Below are 25,272 nucleotides of genomic sequence, written 5' to 3'. Positions count from 1 at the left end.
TAGTCAAGTTCATCGCTTCTATCTTCTTGTCCAATCCCACTTTGGCATAGACCTCAGTCGATCCCACACTTCCATGCCCTAATACTGTTTTCACCGATGATATATCCGCACCAGCTGTAATTGTCAGCTTGGCTGCCGTGTAACGGATGATATAAGAAAACCTCTGGGGAGTTGAAGGAAGACCATTCCTTTGCGTTAATTGAATATTGCAATAATCTTTATCAGGAAGCTGGATTACCGCTAAATCTTTTGCGATAATTTACATAATTGCACAACTGTATTGGAGAGTGCAAACAACTCCCTAATAATGATTTAACACTGAAAAAGCCTATAGCTATTTTGATTTACTCACCTGAAAACCTTATATTTGCATTGTAGAAACGTCCTTTGAATGTATGCAAGATGAAACAAGCCGCTGAATTTCGCTCGTTTCTAAATAGTTACCTGTCAAGTGAAAGCAATATGATAACTATTTAATTTTCAGTTAGATAACAAAACTATTGTGTTTTGCTGTGTGCGGGCTGACGCGGACACTGCAGCCGGTCTTCTCGCCGATACGTTTCAGACTGTCCTCCATACTCCCTATTTCCCCCACGGGGAACACCCTGTCCGGAGAAACCTTGAATTCGTTCACCCCCCTGTATTTCTCGATCAGCTCGACGGCTATCGGGAGCAGCTTGACAACATAGGGTGCCTTGGTCTTCACACGGTTTCCAACCAGCCAGGTGTTCCCGTCCGAATCCGTGTGGACATTCCGGTAAGAAAGTTCCTTCAGGTCGGCATGGGCCAGGCCGCTGAAGCACATGAAAACAAACATGTCCCGGATGGCCTGCTGCCGCCTGTAGCTCAGCTTGACGCTGATAACGCGTTGCAGGTCCTCCTCCGAGAGGAAAGGACGTTTCTTGTATTCCGGCTTGCACACGAACTTCTTGAACGGGTGCTTGTGGATCCATCCCTCGTCCATTACCAGATACATCAGCCATTTCAGTGTGTTGACGCGCTCGAAGGCCGTTGACTTGGCCAGCCCGCGCACGGAAAGCATCCAGTTGTAATAGTTCTTGATGAAATCCATGTCCAGCGACATCAGGGGGATATCCTCCGTACCCAACTTGTCCTTCAGATAACAGGACAGACACTTGTACTCGTCCACCAACCCTCGGTAGGTGCTTTGGGCTTTCGTCTTGCCGATCTGCCGTTTGTAATCCCGGATCTGGATATTGAAGATCTCCATCAACGAATGGATCTCCTCGCCAAAGCCGTTATAGCGGTCATAGACCTTCTTGGCTGTCAGGTACGAATCGTGGTCCGAGAGATATTGATAGTGCTTGCCGATCTGTGCCTTGATGTTCTCCAGCTCCCGGTTCAGCCGTCTTGCCTCCTCGGATTTGTCTTTGGCACAGTTGCCTTTGGCATCCCAAAGGACAAGGGGAACATCACGCTTGCAGCTGAAACTCGCCGTCGTTCCGTTGACGGTAATACGCCCCATGACAGGGACACGGCCATTTTTTATGGCCTGGTTCTTGGTGTAGAACAGAACTCGAAAGGTACTCCTCATAACTCGATTATTTTTGTTACAAAATTACTATTTATCGAGTTGTTTTAAGCTATGAAGAATAATGCAAACAATTGAAAAATAACCGCTTATATTGTCTGTTTTATAGACTTGGACAAGGTAACGATTAGGTAACGTAACTCATGCTCAAATGTGCTTTTTGTAGCGTCGTTTTTCAAATGGAAGTGAAATACAATCCCATTAATTCGCTGAATTTAAGCGGTGTGTCGCCATTATGCAACTCTTTCTAAAAATCTCCGACTTTTTTTTAAAATGTCCTTGTCTTTTGGACGTGATTTCCACATACGTATGCATAAGCCTGTACGTACAAATGCATAGGGCTATGTATAGCTCCTGCTACGTATGTGAAAAAGTGTGCTCTCTGGTACGGATTGACAGGACGAAACGTTGAGTGTACTATACTCTTGATTTTTTATAGATTATATATAAGTTATTTATTATTAGCTGTTTAACTGTTTTGTTTGTACGATAGAGCTAATGTTTTGTACAATAGTGTCAGTATCTTGTATGGTATTTCTAATACTTTGGATAATACATTCCATGCCTTTTTAATGGATAGGGTACTTTTGTCGGTATCAAGTATAACCTATAAAATTAAGAATATGAAAAAGACTTTATTATGCCTGATGATGGCATGGGGAAGCTTGGCTTTCGCCGAAAACTACACAGTTGATTCTCCGGATTCTCGTATTACAGTGAATGTGGAAACAGGAACGAATACCACTTATTCCGTAACTTTTAATGGTAAAATGATGCTGAATCCTTCTCCCATTTCCATGACATTCGACAATGGAACCGTTATCGGAAGAAATATGGAAGTGAAGAATGTGGAACGTTCCACACAAAATCAAGTATTGAAACCGGTAGTGCGCCAGAAAAGCAAGCAAATCATTGATCATTATAATGAAATGGTACTGGATGCAGAGAATTACAAACTGTATTTTCGGGTATATAATGATGGATTGGCCTATCGTTTTCATACAGATTTTCCCGACTCATTGAAAGTACTGAATGAAGAAGTGATTTATTGTTTTCCGGAAGATTATAATACGTTGTTTCCCGAAGAGCGCAGTATGCTTTCTGCACAGCAGCCGTTATTCAAACCGATGAAACTCTCGGAAATAGGTACAGATCGTTTTTGCAGTACTCCTATATTAATAAAGGTAGATGAGAATGCCCGTATTTTTATCAGCGAATCTGATTTGGAAAGCTATCCGGGTATGTTTCTGCGCAAGCAAGGTAAAAACGAGCTGGCAGGCAAGTTTGCCGCTGTTTCACTGGAAGATTATAAGACAGACGACCGTCAGATATTTCCAACCAAGCGTGCTGATTACATTGCTCGTGTAAATGGCACACGCAATTATCCTTGGCGTGCAATGATTGTTGCCGAGAATGATGCCAATCTGATAACAAACCAATTGATCTATAAATTAGCTCCGGAAGCAGAAGGAGATTATTCATGGGTACGTCCCGGAAAGATTGCATGGGACTGGTACAACGCATTGATTCTGACGGGCGTTGACTTTAAATGCGGTATCAATAACGATACTTATAAATATTACATTGATTTTGCCTCTAAATATGGAATAGAATATGTGGTGATTGACGACGGATGGTCGGAAGCATGGGATGTGACTAAAACAATTCCTGAAATCAATATGGAAGAGTTGGTGGCATACGGCAAGAAGAAGAATGTGGATTTGATTTTATGGGTATCTTGGGCACCGTTTCGCGAAAAGATAGACGAGGCTTTTGATAAGTTCAGTCAATGGGGAATTAAAGGTATCAAGATGGACTTTATGAACCGTGACGATCAGGAAATGGTGGACTTTTATTATGAAGTGGCTAGGAAAGCTGCCGCACGCAAGATGCTGGTGGACTTTCATGGGGCTTACAAACCGACAGGATGGTTGCGTACGTTTCCCAACGTACTGACTTCGGAAGGTGTAGCCGGATTGGAAAACCATAAATGGGGGAGCTTCGTGACACCGAAGCATAATGTTACTTTGCCGTTTACCCGTATGGTGGCAGGTCCTATGGATTACACTCCGGGGGCTATGATTAATTTCCATGAAAAAGACCATAAGATTTGGTTCAACCTGCCTGCTTCTGTAGGTACTCGTTGTCACCAGTTGGGTATGTACGTGGTGTATGAAAGTCCGTTGCAGATGCTTGCCGACTCTCCTTCCAACTATTACCGCGAACCGGTTTGTATGGAATTCTTGTCTCAAGTGCCGGTGGTATGGGATGAAACACGCGTGCTGAAAGCCTCTGTAGGTGAGTATGTAGTAGTGGCTCGTCGTCACGGAGATACTTGGTATATTGGTGGTATGGTCGGTGAAAAAGGACAGAAGTTCGAAATAGACCTTGATTTTATAAAAGGAAACAAAACACTGACTTACTGGGAAGATGGTGTCAATGTGGATATGAATGCCAATGACTTTGCCCGTCGTGTACAAAAGGTAAAACAAGGGGATAAAATTACGATAACAATGTATGATGGCGGTGGTTATGCTGCAATCATTAAATAATAGTTTTGTTAAACTTAATGTTTCTAATCTAAAATGAACACTTTAAATTCTAATTTAAAAAGTAAGCATATCCTATTGGCGGGAATGCTTAGCTTGGGGGCTATGACAGTTTTTGCTGTTCCATCCTTGAGTGGTGAGATAACGGCTTCGTATTCTGTTTCTCAGCAGAGTCAGACAGTGAAAGGAGTGGTAGTTGACAAAAGTACCGGAGAACCGATTATTGGAGCCAATGTTGTTGTCAAAGGAACTACAAATGGAGTAATTACAGATTTTGACGGTAACTATACACTAGATGCTCCTGTTGGTTCTATCTTGGTTATTTCTTACATCGGTTATCAGTCCATTGAAGTGAAAGCGGTTGCCGGTGTTCAGCAAATCCGATTGGGTGAAGACACACAAGCATTGGAAGAAGTAGTCGTAGTAGGATACGGTGTACAGAAGAAAGCAACTGTTACCGGATCTGTATCTACTGTAAAAGGTAGCGATTTGAAGACTACCGGTATTGCCAACATCACCAATACCTTTGCTGGTAAGCTGCCGGGTGTGGTTGCTACCAACCGTTCGGGTGAGCCGGGTAATGACTACTCTGATATTCTGATTCGTGGTAAGGGCTCTTTGAATGACAACTCTCCTTTGATTGTTATTGATGGAGTGGCTAACCGCGGTGGTTTGGAACGACTCAACCCGAGTGATATAGAATCTGTTAATGTTTTGAAAGACGCTTCTGCCGCTATCTATGGTGCGCAGGCTGCAAACGGTGTAATCTTGGTGACTACTAAACGGGGTACATCAGACAAACCGACTATTACTTACAACGGTTCATTCACCTTGTCGGGTAACACACGTACACCTGATCTGATGAATGCATATCAGTGTATGACATGGACAGACGAAATTCGTAAAGGAAACGGTCAGTCTCCGCTGTATGAAAATATAAAAGGAGGATATTTGGATGGTACTATCAACCGTAATCAGTATGGCGATACCGACTGGATGGACGTGGTGTTTCGTAGCGTGGCTCCTCAGACCCGTCATTCACTAAGTGTCAGCGGAGGTTCGGAAAAAGTGAAATTCTACGTTTCAGGTGACTATTCTTATCAAGAACCTAACTATAGAAACACAAGTTTGGATTTTCAAACCGGACAGGTACGTTCTAACATCGATGCGCAAATTAGCGATAACTTGAAAATTGGTGTGGATTTGGCTGCCCGTCGGGAAAAACGCAATAATTCAGTTATTTCCACTGATGATATTTTTTGGGAAGCGTTTATGGCTTATCCTTGGTTGTATGACTACTATCCCAATGGACTGCCGGGCCCGGGTTTGGCAAATGGAAACAACTTAGCTATTTTGGTGGCAGGTAAAGAAACCGGTTACAACCGGGTCAACGATACGTTTGTGGATTCCAAGTTCTCTTTTGACTTGAAATTGCCTTGGATAACCGAAGGGCTTTCTTTGTCAGGTTATGCTGCATTCGACTATCACGCACGTGAGCAAAAGCAGTTGTGGGATGTATGGGACACTTACGATTATAACGCTGCTACTGGTGAGTACATAAAGAAGACCACCAATATGAACGGTAACAACATCAGTTTACGTCAGGATCATGATGACAATGTGACCAAGACTTTCCACTTGAAATTGGATTACCAACGTACCTTTGGTGACCACCGTGTAGGTGCTTTCGTGGCCTATGAACAGAGTAAGTACGAAGGCGAGAACTTCTACGGCTGGCGTGGATACTATTTGAGTAATCGTCCTGATTATTTGGACTTTGGTGCTGATAAGGAAAAGACAAACGGTGGCAGGGGTTATGTGACTGTTCGCCAGAATTATTTCGGACGTTTGAATTATGCTTACAAGGACCGCTATATGTTCGAATTTACCTTGCGTCATGATGGTTCTATGAATTTTGCTTCTAATAAGCGTTGGGGTACTTTCCCGGGATTGTCTGTAGGTTGGCGTATGAGTGAGGAAGATTTCATCAAGAATAATTTCTCATTTATCAATGATCTGAAATTGCGTGCTTCTTGGGGTAAGTTGGGAAATGACCGTGTGGATGCTTTTCAGTATATCAGTACATATAATATGCAGAACGGTGCTATCTTGGGTGAAATTCCCAATATAAATAAAGGGTTTGTACCAGGACGTGTTGGCAACCCCGATATTACTTGGGAAAAGGTGGATTCTAAGAATATTGCAGTGGATGGTAATTTCTGGAATGCTCTGTTGGGCTTCACAGTAGAGTATTTCTATCAGAACCGTACAGACATCTTGACTCCGAAGCAAGCTTCCATTCCTTACTATACCGGTTTGACATTGCCTGACCAGAATATTGGTGAAGTAAGTAATCAGGGTGTCGAATTGATGTTGAGCCACAAAAATCGTATTAATGATATCAATTACTTTGTTTCTGGTAACTTTACGTTTACTAAGAACAAAATTAAATTCTTTGACGAAGCAGCTAATACTCCCGAATGGCAGAGAAGAACCGGACATTCTATCGATTCATGGTTGATGTACAAAACAGACGGTATCTATCAGTCATGGGATGAGATCAATAGCACTCCGCACATGGCTAATGCTCAACCAGGTGATATCAAGTACCTGGATATTGATGATAACGGGGTGATTAATGACAATGACCGTATTCGTAGTAAATATGGCAATGTCCCACAGATTGTATACGGTTTGAATATGGGAATTGAATGGAAAGGACTGGAATTCAGTATGCTATGGACAGGTCAAGCTAGGGCTGAACAGATGATTGTCCCTTATTCTTATAATTTGGACAAAGAATTCTATAATAATCGTTGGATTTCAGCCGAGGAAACTCCTAACTCAAAATATCCGAGAGCGTTTGATAAGGATGATTATGAAAATACCAGATGGAGTGATTTCTGGTTGTATGATGCTTCATTTATCCGTTTGAAAAATGTGGAACTGGCTTATACATTTCCTAAATCTTTTGTAGAGAAATTGAAAATTCAGAACTTGCGTCTGGTATTGACTGGAACGAACCTGTTGACTTTTGATAAAGTGAAAGTGCAAGATCCGGAATCAGATGCGACTTCTACAGGACAGAAATATCCTCAAGCTCGTACTTATACATTTGGAGTTAATGTTAGTTTCTAAATTAGTAACCTTTAAGTTTAAGAATAAATATGAAAACAGCCATATTGAAAAGTACATGCATCGCCCTGTTGATGGGAAATATGTTTTCTTGTGATGTACTGGACGTAGAACCATTGGATTCATATACGGAAGACGGTATCTTTACAGATGCTAATCTTACTGAATCTTATGTGACCATGAATTATACAAAACCACGTAACGGATGGAGTCGTAGTTCATTGAGATTTGTATGTGATGAATCCATGGAGAACTTTAATTGGGCCAGTGCGTGGAGTATTAATACAGGAGGTCTGGCTCCCGATCAATTGGGAGGTCTGGATATTTGGTCGGATTATTATGCCAACATAAAGAATTGCAACATATTCTTTAGTAATATGGATAAGGTGGAAACGATAGATGAACCGAGAAGAAGTTGGTTGATAGGTGAGGCTACTTTTTTCAGAGCTTATTATTATATGGAATTGGTGAACAATTATGGAGGAGTACCCTTGATTACTCGCTTGTTTGAGTTGGATGATCCCGAAATGATGATTAAGCGTAACACTTATGAGGATTGTGTGGACTTTATTGTTTCCGAATTTCAGAAAGCATCCGAGCTTTTGCCGGAAAAATTTGCAGGTGAAAATTTTGGACGGGTAACGAAAGGAGCAGCTTTGGCTATGAAATCACGTATGTTGCTTTATGCTGCCAGTCCATTATGGAATCCGGCTAATGATAAAAGCAAATGGGAAGCTGCTGCTAAAGCAGCAGAAGAAGTGATGAAATTAGGATACTCTTTGGATACTGATTATAAAGGACTTTTCCTAAATCCGATGAGTTCTGAGATTATATTCCAACGTTTGTATAATACGGAATTCGGCCATTGGTATGATTGGTATAACAGTACGAACGGTTGGGGTGGATACTCTTGTACTGCTGTGTTGCAGGAAATGGTAGATAGTTATGAGATGGAAGACGGTACTATGCCTGATCCGGCTTTATATACTTCTGCTACAACAGATCCTTGGGCGGGGCGTGATCCTCGTTTATATGCTTCTGTAGTATGTGACGGACAGTTGTTTAGAGGAACAGAAGTGGAATTTTGGGTAAATAATGATGGAAAAACAGGTGGAATAGATAGTGAGTTTGGTAAGGATGCATGGAACTATTCTAAAACACATTATATTATCCGGAAATTTATGGATGAAAATCTGACAAAAAGCTGGTCGGACAAAGGAAAGCAACCGTGGGTTTATTGCCGTTTGGCAGAAATCTATCTGAATTATGCAGAAGCCATGTATCATTGTGGCAAGGAAGATGTAGCACGTGAATATGTAAATTATATCCGTAAAAGAGCACGTGGAGGCAGAGAGGATATTTTGCCTGATGTTACTGAAAGCGGAGAAGCTCTTTTAGCTAAAATCCAACACGAACGTAAGGTAGAACTGGCTTTCGAGGAACATCGTTTTTATGATGTACGCCGTTGGAAAATTGCGGAAAAGGTGGATAAGGGTGCTTTTCATGGTATAAATATAACTAAGCAGACAGATGGTACAAAGAAATATGAATTATTTAAAATTCAAGACCGCGATTTTGTGGCGCCTGCCAACTATCTGCTTCCTATTCCACGTTATGAAATTCAAAAAAATGATTTATTGGAACAAAATCCGGGTTATGATAAATAGGTAGAAGTATGATTATATGATGAATTCCGGGGACGTATGGTGATGTTCCCGGAATTTTACCTTATTTTGTGAGTCTCAGAAATAATATGAATTATGCATAAAATGAAAGTGATCTTTTTAGTGGGCTATATGCTGCTGACTGTATTTTCTTCTTTCGCTTTGGCCACTGGATCATCTCGTTGGCGAATGTTGGCGGATGGAAGCATTGAATGGGTGCCCGCCAAACAAATCCCACACAGTGACCATATTGAAATGAGTGGAAAACAAGTATCTGTTGTGCTGCGCTATGGGGTGAATGCGGATGGAGCGTTTGTTGTGAATAAAAGTATGGTATGGCCTTTGTTGCGTACCATTCCGAATAATACTCATGCCAGTTTGATGAGGAGATTCGATTGGAATCCATTGGATATGGTTACGGTCAATGGTAGAACTATTACCGATGAAAAAGTGGACAATATCCGCTTGAAGGGTATGTTGACTGTTGAAAGTTCTTATAACGGCGGATGGTATGGGCAGTGTAAAGTGATACGGGAATATTTGCCTTCAACGGACTTGCCTGCATTAATTGAAAATTATCTTTTGATTAATACAGACAAGAATCCCATGTTCGTAGAAATTCCGGTAATAAACAATAGATTGTACACCGATCCGCGGAAAGGAGTGGATGGTTCTTATCTTATTGAAATGAAAATAGATAGAAATGGGTATTTTTCTATACAACCGGGGGATACGCTCTCTTTTAGTGCTTATATTACCGGATATAAAAAAGGACAACCCGCATTGGTCATTAACGGACAGCAGGAGAAGCTGAAACGAATAGAGGCAGTGACTTCATGGATGGATAATCTGGTACTTGAAACCCCTGATCCGATTATTGACCGTATGTTCGCTTTTTCTAAAATCCGGGCTTGTGAAAGTATCTATGAAACTCAGGGAGGACCTATGCACGGACCTGGCGGAGAATCGTACTATGCAGCTATTTGGGCTAATGACCAGGCTGAATATATTAATCCTTATTTCCCATTTACTGGCTATGATTATGGAAATGCATCGGCATTGAACTCATTCAAGCATTTTGCCCGTTTTATGAATAATGAATGGAAACCTATTCCCAGTTCTATTGTGGCTGAAGGGCTGGATATCTGGAATGGAGTAGGTGACAGAGGGGATGCGGCTATGATCGCTTATGGAGCGTCCCGTTATCTGCTGGCCCGTGCAAGCCGTGAGGAAGCAGAACAATTGTGGCCGCTTGTCACTTGGTGTCTGGAATATTGTAATCATAAACTGAACAAAGAGGGAGTGGTGGCTTCGGATACAGACGAATTGGAAAATCGTTTTCCTTCGGGAGATGCTAATTTGTGCACTTCTTCTCTTTATTATGACGCTTTGATTTCTGCTTCCTGTCTGGCACGGGAACTGGGTAAAGGAAATGCGGGCGTTTATCGTAAGCAGGCTGCCATATTGCGTAAGAATATTGAAAAATATTTCGGTGCTTCTGTGGAAGGTTTTGATACATATGCTTATTATAAAGGGAATGACATTTTGCGTTCGTGGATTTGTATTCCATTGACGGTTGGTATAGATGAACGTGCCGAGGCTACTATAAATGCGCTGTTCTCACCACGTTTATGGACGGAAAATGGATTATTGACACAGGCAGGAAGTGATACTTTTTGGGATCGTTCCACACTATATGCCTTGAGAGGGGTATATGCGGTGGGAGAAACGGAAAAAGCGACAGAGTATTTACATCGTTATTCCACTACCCGGTTGTTGGGAGAGCATGTGCCTTATGCCATTGAAGCATGGCCTGAAGGTGGTCAGCGTCATCTTTCTGCGGAAAGTGGCTTATATGGACGTATAATCACAGAAGGCTTATTTGGTATTCGTCCTACCGGTTTTAACAGTTTTATCCTTACACCTCGTCTACCGGAGGTATGGAGTCACATGGCTTTGAGAAAAATAGGGGCATTTGGTTCTAAATTTGACATTGAGATCGATCGTTTGCCTAATAATAGACTTCAGGTGAAAATTATAAATGGAAATAAGATACAACAACATTTTATTAAAGTAGGGAATAAACTTACTATTAAATTAAAGTGAATATGGTATGAAAAAAGCAATATTATTGGGAGTTGCGGCTTTGTGTATGGCAAGTTGTGGCTCATCTTCAAAAGAAAATGCTATTCAGAGATTGCCGTCAGACCAGATATCGGTATTTACCTCTTCGGATAAGCAGTTGGAAAATGCGTACAATTGGGCGAAAAAGATGGCATTGTCATACGCACATGATAATAGTGATCCGGTAGGATATTGGTATGAAGCCGCATTACCGCAGCGCGAGGCTTTCTGTATGCGCGATGTGTCTCATCAGTCGGTGGGCGCTCAGATTTTGGGTCTTGCCAGACATAATAAGAATATGTTCACGCGTTTTGTGGAAAATATTAGTGAAGAAAAAGACTGGTGTACCTATTGGGAGATAAACCGTTATAATAAACCTGCGCCGGCTGACTATACCAATGACAAGGAATTCTGGTATAATCTGAATGCTAATTTTGATGTGATGCAGGCTTGTTTGAAAATGTATCAATGGACGGGAGATGCTGGTTATCTGACAGACCCTCTTTTTACAAATTTTTATGAAAAGTCTGTGAACGAATATGTGCATCGCTGGGCTTTGGAACCGGAAAAGATAATGGATCGCTCTCCTTATATGAATCAGCCTGAGGATTTTAATCCGAATAATAATTTTCATACTTGCAGGGGACTGCCTTCGTATGTGGAGAATTTCCTTGGACTGACGGTTGGGGTGGATTTATTGGCTACGATGTATGCAGGTTTTAATGCATACGCCGAAATGGCCGGATTGACGGGGGATGATGTGAAGATGACAAAAGGAAGAACCCAGGCGGAAGCATACCGGGAAATCTTGGAGAACAGGTGGTGGAACCCTGACAGTTCTTTTTATCAGACTTTTTGGACGGAGGATCAGAAGTTTTATCGGGGGGAAGGAGTTCCTTTTATTCTTTGGTTTGACGCGTCTGAAAATCCGGACCGCATTCGTGCCAGCGTGAAGGACATTTTGAGCCGAGAATGGAATGTGGAGAATATGTCAGCGTTTCCCACCCTTTTTTATCGTTTGGGGTATGATGACGAGGCTTATTATTTTTTGGTAAATCTGCCTCACATGAACAGGTCTGAGTATCCTGAAGTATCTTATGGTATCATTGAAGGTACGGTGTGTGGAGCTATGGGAGTCAAGCCTTTGGCTAGTGAAAGCAGTGTGGCGACTTGCTCGCGTCTGGCGGGCGATTCCCAAAAGGCGGAAATTAAAAATCTGCCTGTTTTTGATGGATATATCACTGTTAAGCATGGAGGCAGGATGAGGACTGATATAGAGAATAACACTTCTAAGAAGTTGACATGGAAGGTTGCTTTTATAGGGGATTATTCTGAAATAAAGGTGAACGGGAAGGTGTATGCTCCGGTCTTGTTGAAAGATATTCGTGGAAATGTGATTTCTGAAGTTTGCGTACCCTTGCCTGCCCACTCTAAGTTAAGTGCGGAAGTTTTAACTAATTTAAACTAACAGATAATGAAAAAGCTGACAATTTTATTTTTATGCAGTTGGATAGTATTGACTACACAGGCACGGAAAGTGTTCCAACTGAACTCGCCTGATGGACATTTGAATACAACTATAACCATAGGGGAACAGTTGACTTATGATATAAAATGTAACGGAAAGCAGGTGCTTGCCGCTTCTCCATTGTCAATGACTTTGGAAAACGGAACCGTGTGGGGGGATCATCCGCAACTGACAAGCAGTTCCCGGAAAGAGGTGGACCAGTTGATTGATTCACCTTTTTATCGCAGCAGCCAGCTACGGGATCATTATAAGAAACTAGTACTTTGTTTTAGGAAAGGATGGAGTGTGGAATTCCGGGCATATAATGATGGAATAGCCTATCGTTTCGTGAATCAAATGAAAAAGCCGTTCAAGATTCTTCAAGAAGAAGTGAACTATCAATTTACCACTGATAAAACGGCTATTGTGCCTTATGTGGTACCGCGTAGTGAGGATCAATTTTATAGTGCGTTTGAGAATACATATACTATTAGTAAAATTTCGGAATTGGATAAGCAGAAGCTGATGTTTCTTCCATTAGTCGTTGAAGTCGGTGACGGAGTTAAAGTGTGTATTACCGAATCGGATCTGGAGAATTATCCGGGGCTTTATTTGTCGGGGGCGACAGGTGGTAACAGTTTGACAGGTGTACATGCTCCTTATCCTGCAAGTAAGCGTCAGGGAGGACATAATAACTTGCAGATGATTGTGGAAAAACGTGAGAATTTTATAGCGAAGGTTGATGGACCACGTACTTTTCCCTGGCGCATGGCGATTGTTACGACTGATGATAAGGATTTGGCTGCAAGTAGTATGACTTATTTGCTTAGTTCACCTTCACGGATTGGTGATCTTTCATGGATAAAGCCGGGTAAAGTGGCTTGGGAATGGTGGAGCGACTGGAATCTGGATGGAGTGGATTTTGTAACGGGAGTGAACAATGATACTTATAAAGCGTATATTGATTTCGCAGCTGCCCATCAGTTGGAGTATGTGATATTGGATGAAGGATGGGCGGTTAATCTGCAGGCTGATTTGATGCAGGTGGTAAAAGATATCAATTTGAAAGAACTGGTGGATTATGCGGCTGCCAGGAATGTAGGTATTATTTTATGGGCCGGTTATTATGCATTCGACAGAGATATGGAAAATCTGTGTCGTTATTATGCCGAACTGGGAGTGAAGGGTTTCAAAGTTGATTTTATGGATCGGGATGATCAGGAAATGGTCGCTTTCAATTATCGGGCGGCGGAAACCTGTGCTAAATATAAATTACTCCTTGATTTGCATGGCATGTATAAGCCGTCTGGATTGAATCGTACTTATCCTAATGTATTGAATTTTGAGGGAGTTCATGGACTGGAGAACATGAAATGGAGTCCGGAGAGTGTGGACCAGGTAAAATATGATGTGACGATTCCTTTTATCCGCCAGGTGGCAGGACCGATGGATTATACACAAGGTGCAATGAGAAATGCTGTGAAGGGCAGTTATTTCCCTTGTAACTCTGAACCGATGAGCCAAGGTACCCGTTGCCGGCAATTGGCTTTGTATGTGATATTTGAATCTCCGCTGAATATGCTGTGTGACACACCGGGCAATTATGAACGAGAAGTTGAATGTACTGATTTTATAACAGGCATTCCTACAGTTTGGGATGAAACACATATTTTGGATGCCAAATTGGGAGAATACATTGTAACTGCACGTAGGAAAGGAGATAGCTGGTATATCGGTGGCATTACGGATGGAGTAGCAAGAAATCTTGAGATAGATTGTTCTTTCCTTGGAGATAAGGATTATGTGGGGGATTTATTTAAAGATGGTATGAATGCGCATCGTATTGGCAAGGATTTCAAACGCGAGTCCGTTCGTTTGAACAAGCGGGATAAGTTGAAAATACATTTGGCTCCGGGAGGTGGATTTGCAATCAGATTGCAATAAAGTTTTTCATTGTGTGGATAATGTGATGAGGTGGGGGCTGGTAGCATTCCTCATCTCATTGTATTTTAAGTCTAAAATTAAATAACTTTCTTTGTATACCTGCTAAATCATAAGAAAGCATTATTTTTGCAAGAAACCTTGGTTCATTTTATTGGACTTCCAATGATGGAGAAGAACAATGATCAATAGAAATATCTAACTATGAATAAACGGATTTCGCTATTTGCTTTTCTTTTTATACTATGCCTTGCGGTTAGATGCCAGACTAGAAATGTAAGGCACTATACTATTAATGAAGGTTTGGCAAACAATGCTGTATATAGTATATCTCAGGACATGAAGGGCCGGATGTGGTTTGGAACGATTGATGGGGTACATAGTTTTGATGGTAACGGAATTCGTGTATGGCGGGATGAGCGGGTTCCTTCATTAGGCTCTAGTATTTATACTATAAGAGAAGATGACAGGCAAAGGCTTTGGATAGGTAGTGATCAGGGATTGGCTTTATTTAATCTTCGGACTGAGAGTTTCTCTACTTTTGACGTACAGACAGTGTCGGGGGTAAAGATTAATACACCTGTCAGCCATATTATGCTGGATAGTAAAAAAACATTGTGGATAGGTACAGTGGGGCAAGGCCTTTTTCATTATGATTCTCATGCGGACAAGTTGTATCAATATACGGCCCTTGGAAAAATAAATTCCGATTACATTTCATATATATTAGAAGATAGTTCCGGTATTATTTGGGTAGCTACAATGAATGCTGGAGTAAGCCGATTTGTTCCATCGGAGGATCTTTTTCAACAGGTTGCAGCAGATGGGGTAAAGAATACAATCACTTTATTTGAAGATTCAAGGCGGAACCTGTGGGTGGGAAGTAGTGGAAACGGACTTTATTTACTGGAAAAGAAGGATAAACAACTTGTACAAAAATTAAAACCGTCAGATTCTAAAGGGGTGCTTCAGGTACGAAGTATTGTGGAGTGGATACCAGGAGAGCTTTTGATAGCTTCGGATGAAGGATTGACGAGCTATAATATTGTTACAGGAAAAGGTGAAACATTACGTTCGGATTACAGACAGACTAACGGGTTGAATGATAATTATCTGCAGACTTTGTTTGTGGATCATGAACAGGCGCTTTGGGTAGGCACTTATTTTGGCGGAGTGAATTATATTCCACCAACAGGAAATAGTTTTATACACTATTATAGAGGAAATACTCAGTTGGATGCTCGGATTATCAGCGTCTTTGCTCAAGCGGATCAAGATAATCTTTGGTTAGGGACTGATGATGCCGGTTTCTTTTATTGGGATCGTAAGAAAAATACATTTAAATCTTATAAACCTCAACATTCTGTTTCCGGTCCGACTTATCATAATATTCATGCTTTGTTACAGGATGGTGATAAATTGTATATCGGAATGTATATGGGCGGACTTGATATAATGGATCTAAAAACTGGAAAGTTTAAGAATTATAAGTTCGGTAGTTCTTCCAGATCTTTGTATGCATCAGGTATTTATGCGCTCTATAAAGATTCCGCCCAGTGCTTGTGGGTGGGAACTACTAATGGCTTGAATAAATATATTCCTGAAACAGATGATTTTGAACGGATTTATGAGGTACATCCGGCTGATGTGTCTTATATAATGGAAGATAAAAAAGGGTATCTATGGGTATGTTCGCTTAATCAAGGTATTTTTCGTTTGGATAGGAAAACACAAAAATGGGAACATTTTTCTTTACGAACGGGGGAAGAGGAGAATCAGTCCGTTATTCCTTCCAATAAGATTATTACTGCTTGTTTGGATGAAAAAGAAAATTTATGGTTTGGAACAGATGGATGCGGCCTTTTAAAATATAATTATGAGGAGGAAGTTTTTGAGAAAGTGGTTTTACCGGAGAACATACGTGTGGTACACAAGATTATAGCGGCAAATAATGAACTGTGGCTGACGACCAGCAATGGTATGTATTGTTACCAGCCGGAGAATGGGAGTATCAAGATATATAACAAGCTGGACGGATTACAGGAAAATCAGTTTTTGCCCAATTCGGGAATACAGTTGGCGGACGGTACTATTTTTGTAGGAGGTATTAATGGATTTAATGAATTCCATCCGGATAGACTTGCTTCTCCTAATCAAAAAACGACAGTGGTTCTAGCTGACTTTCAGCTGTTCAACAAACCGGTAAAAGTCGGGAGTGACAATTCTCCTTTATCTACTTCCATTACGTATGCAGATCATTTGGTACTGGAACATAAACACTCCATTTTCAGTTTGTCTGTCGCTACGCTTAATTATGCTAATCCTTCTAAAAATCAATATAAATATAAGTTGGAAGGATTTGAAAAAGATTGGACTGAAACAAATTCAGCTCCTCGTGTGACCTATACTAATCTTCCTTCTGGGAATTATACATTCCGTGTCAGTGCTTCTAATGGTGATGGAGTATGGAACGAAAATGCGATTGTTTTTCCTATTAGGGTTCTTCCACCTTGGTGGGCTTCTACCTGTTTTATCATTTTGTATGTTTGTATGGGAATAGGTATGTTGGCTTGTTTATATTATCGCATGAATAAAAAGCAACGTGAGAAATTAATGATGATGGCAGTAGAGAAAGACAAGGAAATCTATCAAAGTAAAATAGAGTTTTTTACGCATATGATACATGAGATAAGAACTCCTCTTACCTTGATATTGGCTCCTCTTGAAAATGTGATGAGATCTACGGGAAGTATCGGAGAGGCTATGCCCCAGCTTTTAGTTATTGAGCGTAATGGAAAGCGATTGCTTAGTTTGGTGAATCAGCTTATGGATTTCCGTAAAGTAGAGTCGGGGGGGATGAATGTTACTTTGGTGGATGTTGACATAAAAGCGATTCTGGCAGCTGTTTGTCAACGTTTCTCTCTTTCGGCGGAACTGAAGAATGTCAAAATTGTACTTACAATGCCGGATGCGGCTTGTTACGCTAAAGTAGATCCGGAGGCATTTACGAAAATAGTGAGCAATTTGCTTACAAATGCATTAAAATTCACGGTTTCCCATATTTGGATTGATTTGATTCCCACAGAGGAAAACAAATTGGAATTGAGGATCAAAGATAATGGTCAAGGAATAGCCGTAGAGGAGCAAGAGAAGATTTTTACTCCTTTTTATCAGATACGCGAGAACAGGCCCACTGATAATATAGGGACAGGTGTAGGATTACTGTTGGTGAAAAAACTGGTGAGTCTGATGCATGGTGAACTAAAACTGGAAAGTGAATTGGGCCTTGGAGCCACATTCATTATATGGTTCGATCGAAGTGAACAAGGTGAAACTTTACAAGATGAGGCTAGGCAGACTGTTATATTGCCTCAGGCACCTATTGATGTGACTGAACAGAAGCCCTATCACATTCTTGTCGTAGATGATAATCAGGATTTATTAAATTATTTACGAATGCTTTTGGCTCCTAGATATCAGATTACTTGTGCTTCGAATGGTAAGGAAGCGCTTGATCTATTAAGTGAACTGATGCCGGATTTGGTTATCAGTGATGTAATGATGCCTGTCATGGATGGTATGGAACTTTGCCGGAAAATAAAACAGAATTTCCGAACAAGTCATTTACCAGTTGTTTTGCTTACTGCAAAGGTGGAAACAGGAGATTATGTGGAAGGATTGGAGAATGGAGCAGACCTCTATGTAGCAAAACCATTTTCTTCAGATATTATAAAAGCGCAGATACATAGTCTGCTGTCTAATAGAGAGCGAATGAAGGGAAGTTTCAAGACCGAACCGATGCTTCCTTCCGCTTCTGTTGCTAGTTCGCGGATTGATAAAGAATTTTTGGAAAAAGTGACTGGTATTATCGAAAGTAGAATGATAGATTCAGATTTTTCTGTTGATGTGTTGGCGCAAGAAATAGGGATTTCCCGTACAGGATTGTTCACAAAACTGAAAGCAGTGTCGGGTATGACCCCGAACGATTTTATTCGTATTATCCGATTGAAGAAAGCAGCAGTGCTGCTTTCTCAAGATGGGGTGCAGGTTAGTGAAGCCTGTTTTCAGGTTGGTTTTTCATCTCCATCTTATTTTGCAAAATGTTTTCAGGCGCAGTTCGGGGTTGCTCCTACGGAATTCAAGCGTATGAAAACTGTAAATTAGTGTAGAACTTTGTTCTTTACGAATTTTTTCCTATCTTGTACCCTCTAATGTTAGAATAGATGAAACAGATCTTCATTCTTTTTTTGCTATGGTTTGGTTTGTCACTATCGGCGCAAGATCAGATCTCTTTGTTGTTTGTCGGTGATTTGATGCAACATCAGGCTCAAATTGATGCAGCTAGGCAAGGAGACGGGTATAATTATAATGATTGCTTCCGTCATGTGAAGAAAGAAATAAGTGAGGCGGATATGGCTATAGGGAACTTAGAGGTGACATTGGGAGGAAAGCCTTATAGAGGGTATCCGGCGTTCAGTGCTCCGGACGAATATCTTCATGCTATAAAGGAAGCCGGATTTGATGTATTGCTGACCGCTAACAATCATTGTCTGGATAAGGGGAAGTTGGGGTTGGAACGTACTATTCTGATGCTGGATTCTTTGAAAATACATCATGCTGGAACCTATAGGAACCCGGAAGAACGTCATAAGAGCTACCCGTTATTGATTGAGAAGAATGGTTTTAGAATTGTATTGTTGAACTATACTTATGGAACGAATGGCTTGAAGACTGATGCTCCGAATGTGGTGAATTATATTAATCGGGAACAAATAAAAAAAGATATTCTTGATGCACGCAGAAAACTTCCTGATGTTATTATAGCCTGTATGCATTGGGGAGTGGAATATTGTTCGTTCCCTGAACGATCGGAGTGTGAATTGGCTAACTGGTTGATTGAACAAGGAGTTGATCATGTAATAGGTTCGCATCCGCATGTACTCCAGCCTATGGAAATTGTAAAAGACCCCCGGACTCCTGCCCGGCATGTCATTGTTTATTCATTAGGTAATTTTATCTCAAATATGTCGAAAGAAAAAACGGATGGAGGAGCTATGGTAAGATTGAAGTTGCAACGGATTTTTCGAATAACCCGTTTAGCGGATTGTGAATATGCATTGGTTTGGACTTCAAGACCTGTTTTAAGTAAAAAAAAGAACTTTGAATTATATCCTGTTACTTTTATTAATAAATCCATTAATAATGAGGAACTTAATGTGATGAAACGTTTCTTGAAAGGAACTGAAAATTTATTAGGAAAATCGAATGGAGGCATAAAAGAGTATTTTTTTGAATAATTTTTCCTCAAAAAGTTTGCAGATATAAAAAAAAGCAGTACCTTTGCATCGCTTTCGAAAGGAAAGCCTAACATGGTGACTATAGTTCAGTCGGTTAGAGCGTCAGATTGTGGTTCTGAATGTCGTGGGTTCGAATCCCACTAGTCACCCCTTCACCTATGAAAGGTTCTGTAAATCTAATGATTTATAGAACCTTTTTCAGTTTTTATGTCTATTAGTGTATTATCATGATGATAAATTTGAAAGATAATAGCGAAAAGGATAAGTATATCTTGGAGTTGTTCCAGACATCTCCTAAGGAGGCTTTTCGTTTATTATTTGATGCTTATCACATGAAATTATGTATATATGCGGTGCAGCTGACCGATTCTTTTGAGATGGCTGAAGATATTGTGCAGGATTTCTTTATCTATTTTTGGGAGAAGAAATATTATTTGAAAATAAATCAGAATCTTCGTTATTATCTTTATTTGTCTGTGCGGAATGCGGCCATCAATGCTTTGCAGAAAAACAACATGTTGTCTATGGAAGAACTCTCAGGCATTGATATGGGTATTCCTGAAGAGTCTATAGATGAAGAGGAGCAAGAGGAACGAAATAAGTTATTATTGGAAAAACTACAAAAATTACCTCATCAGGAATTACAAGTGGTGAGAGCTGTCATTATGGAAAATAAGAAATATAAAGAAGCTGCTGAGGAACTTCATATTTCTGTGAATACCCTAAAAACTCATCTGACAAGAGCATTGAAACAATTAAGAAAAGAATACAATCTGCACTCACTGTTTTACTAAAATTAAATTTTTCTTCTTTTTCTGTCACCCATTTATTAATTTGGACTCTCTTTTATTAAAAGAAAGTAATCAATGAACAAAGAGAATCCAAAAAAGAACAAAAAGTCTTTTGAATATTATATAGCGCAGCGAAAAGAAGAATTTCGTTGTCAATATGATCATGAACGTTCATGGGAAAACCTGCAATATAAGCTTCAAAAAAGAAAGAATCACCGTCTCAGTTTATATTGTGTTGCAGCTTCGGCAGCTTTTCTTTTTCTTATTTTAGGAGTCAGTCACATATTCTCTCTTCACAATAACACACAAAACAAGGAGGCCGTAGTGGCTGCTGTGGTTTCATTTCCGGAAACAGGCAGCCGCAAGGCTATCCTTACTTTAGAGAATGGAGAAAAAGTGGATCTGTCTGTTAAAAAGGGTACGATTTCTAATGCAAATTCTACTGTAATCAATAATAATGCTAATCAATTATTGACTTATAGAAAAGTGGAAGAGGTTTCTTCAACTCCTCAGATTAATACATTGGCTATTCCAAGAGGAGGGGAATATCAGTTGATTTTATCGGATGGAACAAGGATATGGATGAATGCTGAAAGTCTTTTGCGTTATCCAACTTCTTTCATTGGAGAAAAAAGAGAAGTTTTCCTAGAAGGGGAAGCTTTTTTTGAAGTGGCGAAAGATGCTAAGCACCCCTTTATAGTTCATACAAACAGACATTCGGTGGAGGTACTTGGTACAAGTTTTAATATATCTGCTTATCCTGATTATAAGGTATATACGACTCTTGCAGAAGGGCGTATCAAAGTAAGTACAGCTAAAGTTTCGGTTGTGTTAAATCCTGACCAACAAGCGGTTATTGAACCGGATAATGATGATATAGTGACACGTGATGTGCCTGCGTATCTATTTACTTCCTGGGCGAAAGGAAATTATGAGTTTCGTAATACGTCTTTGTCTGAAATTGTTGCCCAACTGTCACGGTGGTATAATGTAGATATCTATTTTAAAAATGAATCTTTGAAAGATAAAAGATTTGCAGGTATCATTTTCAGGGATGAAGAGTTGAATTTTGCTATTGAAGTGATTGAGAGAGTGTCTAATGTACATTTTACTCGCGAAGAAGAAACGATTTACATTGAAGATAAACATGAATGAGAAAGCAAAATGATAGGAGAGAATTGACTTTTTTAAATAATAAATCAACAAACAATTATGAGTACAAAACTTTTGAGCGAAACTATCTGTCGCAAAGGCCTCATGGTGAAATGCTTTGTTGCATTGATAGTGTTTTGTTGTTCGGTGGGCGAAGCGTTTGCCCAAACGAATACTAAGGTGACTATCAATGTAAACAATGTTTTAATCAGAACAGCCTTGGATCAACTGCAAAGGGAAGCAAAGATCCATTTTGTTTACGATGAAGAAAATATTGATTCAGGAAAACGGGTAAGTTTATCTTATACCGAAACTCCTTTGAATGCAGTTTTGGACGATTTTTGTAAACAAACTTCGTTACGATATGAAGTAAAAAGAAATTTAATTCTTATCTTACCTTCAAAGGCTGAGAAAACAACCGGAAAACATGAGCCTTTTTATATGACAGGTGTAGTTACGGATGAAACCGGAGAAAGTATTATTGGGGCTACCATTATGATTGGAGGTACAAGTCAGGGTACTGTAACCGATATAGACGGTCGGTATAGTTTGCAGGTTACTCCTGGTGATTTAGTGTCATTTACTTTTGTTGGAATGGCAGATAAAGTAGTCAAGGTACAAGCTGGTAAGAAAGTAGTGAATGTGAAAATGGAAACTAATGCCACTGCATTGGCTGATGTTGTAGTAACTGGCTATCAGACTTTGTCCAAAGAACGGGCAACAGGATCTTATTCTGTGATTTCAGAGAAAAGCACGAAGGGTAAACTGGAAACGGATGTGTTGTCACGTATTGAAGGACTGGTAGCGGGTATAAATAAAACTTCCAGTAACAGTAATGATGTTGTTATTCGTGGTATTACTACTTATATGGGAAATACAAAGCCATTGTATGTAGTTGATGGTATGCCTTATGAAGGTGATTTAGCATCAATAAATCCGACAGATGTACAAAATATAACGGTATTGAAAGATGCTGCTGCAAGTTCTATTTATGGTGCCCGTGCAGCTAATGGTGTAATTGTTATTACAACTAAACGCGGACAGGAAGGTAAAACTAAAGTAAGTTATAATGGTAGTATTAAGTTGTCTCCAAAACCGGATTTTGATTATTTGAATTTGATGAGTAGTTCCGAGCTGGTAGATATGCAGATTGAAGGGTTTGATTATTATCATACGGCTTATGAGAATTTGAATAAGCGTCAAGCTGTAAATCAGGTAGTTGACTTATTGTATCAGCATGAACGAGGTCAGCTGACAGATAGTCAATTGGCAGATGCTCTGTTACCTTATCGTACAAATGATAATCGTAAACAAATAGAAGATGAATTTGCGCGTGTAGGTATTGTTCATCAACATAATTTAGCTATTTCTGGTGGTTCTAATAAAAATAGATACATGGCTACTGTTAATTATATGGGTGATTATGGTAATCAAAAGTATCAAAGTAAAGATCGTATAGGATTTAGCCTAAAAGATGATGTGGATTTTTTTGATTGGTTATCGGCTGATTTTGGAGTTACAGGAAGCTTTTATCGTTCAAAGGGTGATAATGGAGCAGGTAGTTATAGCAGCTTGATGAGTAGTTATCCTAGTTATTATATGTTAAGGGATTTACAGGGTAATCCACTTAATTTTCAACGTACTAAATCAGATTATGAATTGCAACGTTTGCAAAGTATAGGTTTGATGGATGAAACATATAGTCCGATAAAGAATCGTGCAGAAGAAAGCTATCATAATAATTCCAATTATTATCGTTTGCATGCAGGATTGAAATTTAAACTTCTGGAAGGCCTTAATATTGATCTAAAATATCAGACAGAAGGTACTTATGATAAGAATCGTACTTTATATAGTAATATGTCATATACAGTGCGTAATATGATAAATGATGCAGCTCAATATGATGCGGCAACAGGAAGCCTTACACTGAATGTTCCTAAAGGTGGTCAATTGGATGAAAGCCGTTATGAATCTTATTCATATACAATGCGTGCTCAAGTGAACTTTAATCGTATATTTGGAAAACATGCTATATCTGCGTTGGGCGGTGCTGAACGTCGGTTGGTGCGTCGTACTGGTGCGCAGAATTATTATATGGGATATGATGATAATAGCTTGGGAGTAAAACCTATAAATCCGTTAGCAATGTCTCCTATTAATGGTACTGAAGCTTTGTTGGGGTCGTTTAATTGGGTCTATGGTGAATATAATGCATTGACTCATACAGAAGACCGATATGTTTCTTTTTATGCTAATGGTTCATATACCTTTGACGAACGTTATTCATTAACTGGAAGTATTCGTATCGATCAATCTAATTTATTTGGTACTGATCCTAAATATCAGTATCGTCCGTTGTGGTCCGTTGGTGGTAGTTGGCAGATAGCTAATGAGCCTTTTATGGAAGATTGTATGTGGTTGAATCGTTTGAATTTGCGTATGACTTATGGTGTGGGTGGTAATGTTCCTAAGGATGCAGGGCCGTATATGACTGTGGTTGATAGCGGATATAATGAATGGGTTGGAGATTTTGGTTCGTATATACAGAATCCACCCAACTCTCAACTTCGTTGGGAGAAAACGGCTTCTACCAATGTCGGGATTGATTTTTCAGCATTCAATTCTCGTTTAAGCGGTAGTATTGATTATTATTATAAGAAAACTACGGATTTATTAGGAAATCGTAATGCGGATCCGACGTTGGGTTGGGCAAGTCTATTGCAAAATTATGGCTCGATGTTTAATAGAGGTGTAGAATTGTCATTACAGAGTGTAAATATTCAAAATAAGAATTTTACTTGGGGAACAAATTTAATGTTTAGTTATAATAAAAATGAATTGACAAATTTAGAAGGTACAAAAGAAACGGTTTTTTATTATAGTGCATATAATGTAGCAGCTGTTGGTTATCCTATTAATAGTGTCTTTAGTTATCGTTATGCAGGACTTGATCCGACAAATGGGAATGTGTTGGTGTATAATAAAGAAGGAGAAAAAGTTTCAAAAGTAAGTTCTATTGATGATATGGTATATTCTGGAACTCGTACTCCAAAGTATACGGCATCATTGAAAAATTTCTTCTCTTATCGTGATTTTGATTTTTCATTTATGTTTGTATATTATGGCGGGCATGTGTTACGTGATGTTGTAGCTGGATATATGGGTGGTGCACCAAGTGCGAATCTTACTCGTAAGGCTTTAAACCATTGGAGGAAACCGGGGGATGAAAATATTCCGGGAGTAGCTCCGTCTTTTAATAGGAATATTTATTATACAGATGCGCAGGCATGGTATTCGGCAGACATCCATGTAAAAAAGGCAGATTATATTAAATTGAGAGATATCTCACTGAGTTACAATTTGCCAAAGAATTGGTTGAGGAAATATTTTATAGAATCGGCTGCTGTGACTTGTCAAATTAGTAATGTGTGGTGGTGGGCTGCTAACGGAGATATTGATCCGGAAGCGTATACTACATCGGGATATGGATGGGGAGCATTGACTCTTCCGAATCCTACTACTTATACAATTGGTTTGTCTCTTAATTTTTAAACGAT

At 39.8% G+C, this 25,272-nt stretch carries 12 protein-coding genes and 1 tRNA gene; 12 read left to right on the top strand and 1 reads right to left on the bottom strand.

The genetic code is table 11. From position 1 onward, the window contains the following. Nucleotides 1-484 precede the first annotated feature (484 nt). Nucleotides 485-1,555, bottom strand: a complete 1,071-nt coding sequence (locus RE317_RS12250) for a site-specific integrase (RefSeq protein ID WP_303266247.1) — start codon at nucleotides 1,553-1,555, stop codon at nucleotides 485-487. A gap of 620 nt (nucleotides 1,556-2,175) precedes the next feature. On the opposite strand from RE317_RS12250, the gene RE317_RS12245 reads away from it, so the two are divergent. The 12 genes from RE317_RS12245 (at nucleotide 2,176) to RE317_RS12190 (ending at nucleotide 25,267) form a co-directional block, all read left to right on the top strand. After that, entirely contained in the window at nucleotides 2,176-4,104 is a 1,929-nt protein-coding gene (locus tag RE317_RS12245) for a glycoside hydrolase family 97 protein (RefSeq protein WP_008668386.1), read from the top strand. Between the two features lie 33 nt (nucleotides 4,105-4,137). Continuing rightward, on the top strand, nucleotides 4,138-7,239 hold the full coding sequence (locus RE317_RS12240; protein WP_117873473.1) for a TonB-dependent receptor: 3,102 nt from the start codon (nucleotides 4,138-4,140) through the stop codon (nucleotides 7,237-7,239). Between the two features lie 29 nt (nucleotides 7,240-7,268). Further along, complete coding sequence (locus RE317_RS12235; protein ID WP_005848769.1) at nucleotides 7,269-8,903, top strand: RagB/SusD family nutrient uptake outer membrane protein; 1,635 nt, start codon at nucleotides 7,269-7,271, stop codon at nucleotides 8,901-8,903. Nucleotides 8,904-8,996: 93 nt separating this feature from the next. Then, a complete protein-coding gene (locus RE317_RS12230) occupies nucleotides 8,997-11,006 on the top strand; it encodes a hypothetical protein (RefSeq protein ID WP_005848767.1) in 2,010 nt (669 codons plus the stop codon). Nucleotides 11,007-11,013: 7 nt separating this feature from the next. Beyond that, nucleotides 11,014-12,492, top strand: coding sequence for a hypothetical protein (locus RE317_RS12225; RefSeq protein WP_008668390.1), 1,479 nt, complete (start codon nucleotides 11,014-11,016; stop codon nucleotides 12,490-12,492). A 6-nt stretch (nucleotides 12,493-12,498) separates the two neighbouring features. Continuing rightward, nucleotides 12,499-14,475 carry a glycoside hydrolase family 97 protein gene (locus RE317_RS12220; protein ID WP_008668392.1) on the top strand — a complete coding sequence of 659 codons (1,977 nt, stop codon included), beginning with the start codon at nucleotides 12,499-12,501 and terminating at the stop codon, nucleotides 14,473-14,475. A 201-nt stretch (nucleotides 14,476-14,676) separates the two neighbouring features. Further along, entirely contained in the window at nucleotides 14,677-18,636 is a 3,960-nt protein-coding gene (locus RE317_RS12215; protein WP_008668393.1) for a two-component regulator propeller domain-containing protein, read from the top strand. 59 nt (nucleotides 18,637-18,695) lie between these two features. Further along, nucleotides 18,696-19,769, top strand: coding sequence for a CapA family protein (locus RE317_RS12210; RefSeq protein WP_008668395.1), 1,074 nt, complete (start codon nucleotides 18,696-18,698; stop codon nucleotides 19,767-19,769). A 75-nt stretch (nucleotides 19,770-19,844) separates the two neighbouring features. Continuing rightward, nucleotides 19,845-19,918 (top strand) — tRNA-His (locus RE317_RS12205). A gap of 78 nt (nucleotides 19,919-19,996) precedes the next feature. Beyond that, complete coding sequence (locus tag RE317_RS12200; RefSeq protein ID WP_005839106.1) at nucleotides 19,997-20,563, top strand: sigma-70 family RNA polymerase sigma factor; 567 nt, start codon at nucleotides 19,997-19,999, stop codon at nucleotides 20,561-20,563. 72 nt (nucleotides 20,564-20,635) lie between these two features. After that, nucleotides 20,636-21,715 (top strand): FecR family protein, encoded by a 1,080-nt coding sequence (locus RE317_RS12195; protein ID WP_008668399.1) that lies wholly within the window; start codon nucleotides 20,636-20,638, stop codon nucleotides 21,713-21,715. 57 nt (nucleotides 21,716-21,772) lie between these two features. Further along, entirely contained in the window at nucleotides 21,773-25,267 is a 3,495-nt protein-coding gene (locus tag RE317_RS12190; protein ID WP_008668401.1) for a SusC/RagA family TonB-linked outer membrane protein, read from the top strand. The last annotated feature ends 5 nt before the right edge of the window (nucleotides 25,268-25,272 follow it).

It is taken from the genome of Phocaeicola sp. GP0067 (assembly GCF_031119655.1).
In the GTDB taxonomy this organism is placed as follows: Bacteria; Bacteroidota; Bacteroidia; order Bacteroidales; family Bacteroidaceae; genus Phocaeicola; species Phocaeicola vulgatus.
The sequence above is the reverse complement of the archived record's forward strand: the minus strand, read 5'-3'. Positions and strand labels throughout refer to the sequence as shown.

Coding starts and splice junctions, on each gene's coding strand:
- RE317_RS12225 (WP_008668390.1), top strand. CDS start 11,014: ATGAAAAAAGCAATATTATTGGGAGTTGCGGCTTTGTGTATGGCAAGT.
- RE317_RS12200 (WP_005839106.1), top strand. CDS start 19,997: ATGATGATAAATTTGAAAGATAATAGCGAAAAGGATAAGTATATCTTG.
- RE317_RS12250 (WP_303266247.1), bottom strand. CDS start 1,555: ATGAGGAGTACCTTTCGAGTTCTGTTCTACACCAAGAACCAGGCCATA.
- RE317_RS12245 (WP_008668386.1), top strand. CDS start 2,176: ATGAAAAAGACTTTATTATGCCTGATGATGGCATGGGGAAGCTTGGCT.
- RE317_RS12240 (WP_117873473.1), top strand. CDS start 4,138: ATGAACACTTTAAATTCTAATTTAAAAAGTAAGCATATCCTATTGGCG.
- RE317_RS12210 (WP_008668395.1), top strand. CDS start 18,696: ATGAAACAGATCTTCATTCTTTTTTTGCTATGGTTTGGTTTGTCACTA.
- RE317_RS12230 (WP_005848767.1), top strand. CDS start 8,997: ATGCATAAAATGAAAGTGATCTTTTTAGTGGGCTATATGCTGCTGACT.
- RE317_RS12235 (WP_005848769.1), top strand. CDS start 7,269: ATGAAAACAGCCATATTGAAAAGTACATGCATCGCCCTGTTGATGGGA.
- RE317_RS12195 (WP_008668399.1), top strand. CDS start 20,636: ATGAACAAAGAGAATCCAAAAAAGAACAAAAAGTCTTTTGAATATTAT.
- RE317_RS12215 (WP_008668393.1), top strand. CDS start 14,677: ATGAATAAACGGATTTCGCTATTTGCTTTTCTTTTTATACTATGCCTT.
- RE317_RS12220 (WP_008668392.1), top strand. CDS start 12,499: ATGAAAAAGCTGACAATTTTATTTTTATGCAGTTGGATAGTATTGACT.
- RE317_RS12190 (WP_008668401.1), top strand. CDS start 21,773: ATGAGTACAAAACTTTTGAGCGAAACTATCTGTCGCAAAGGCCTCATG.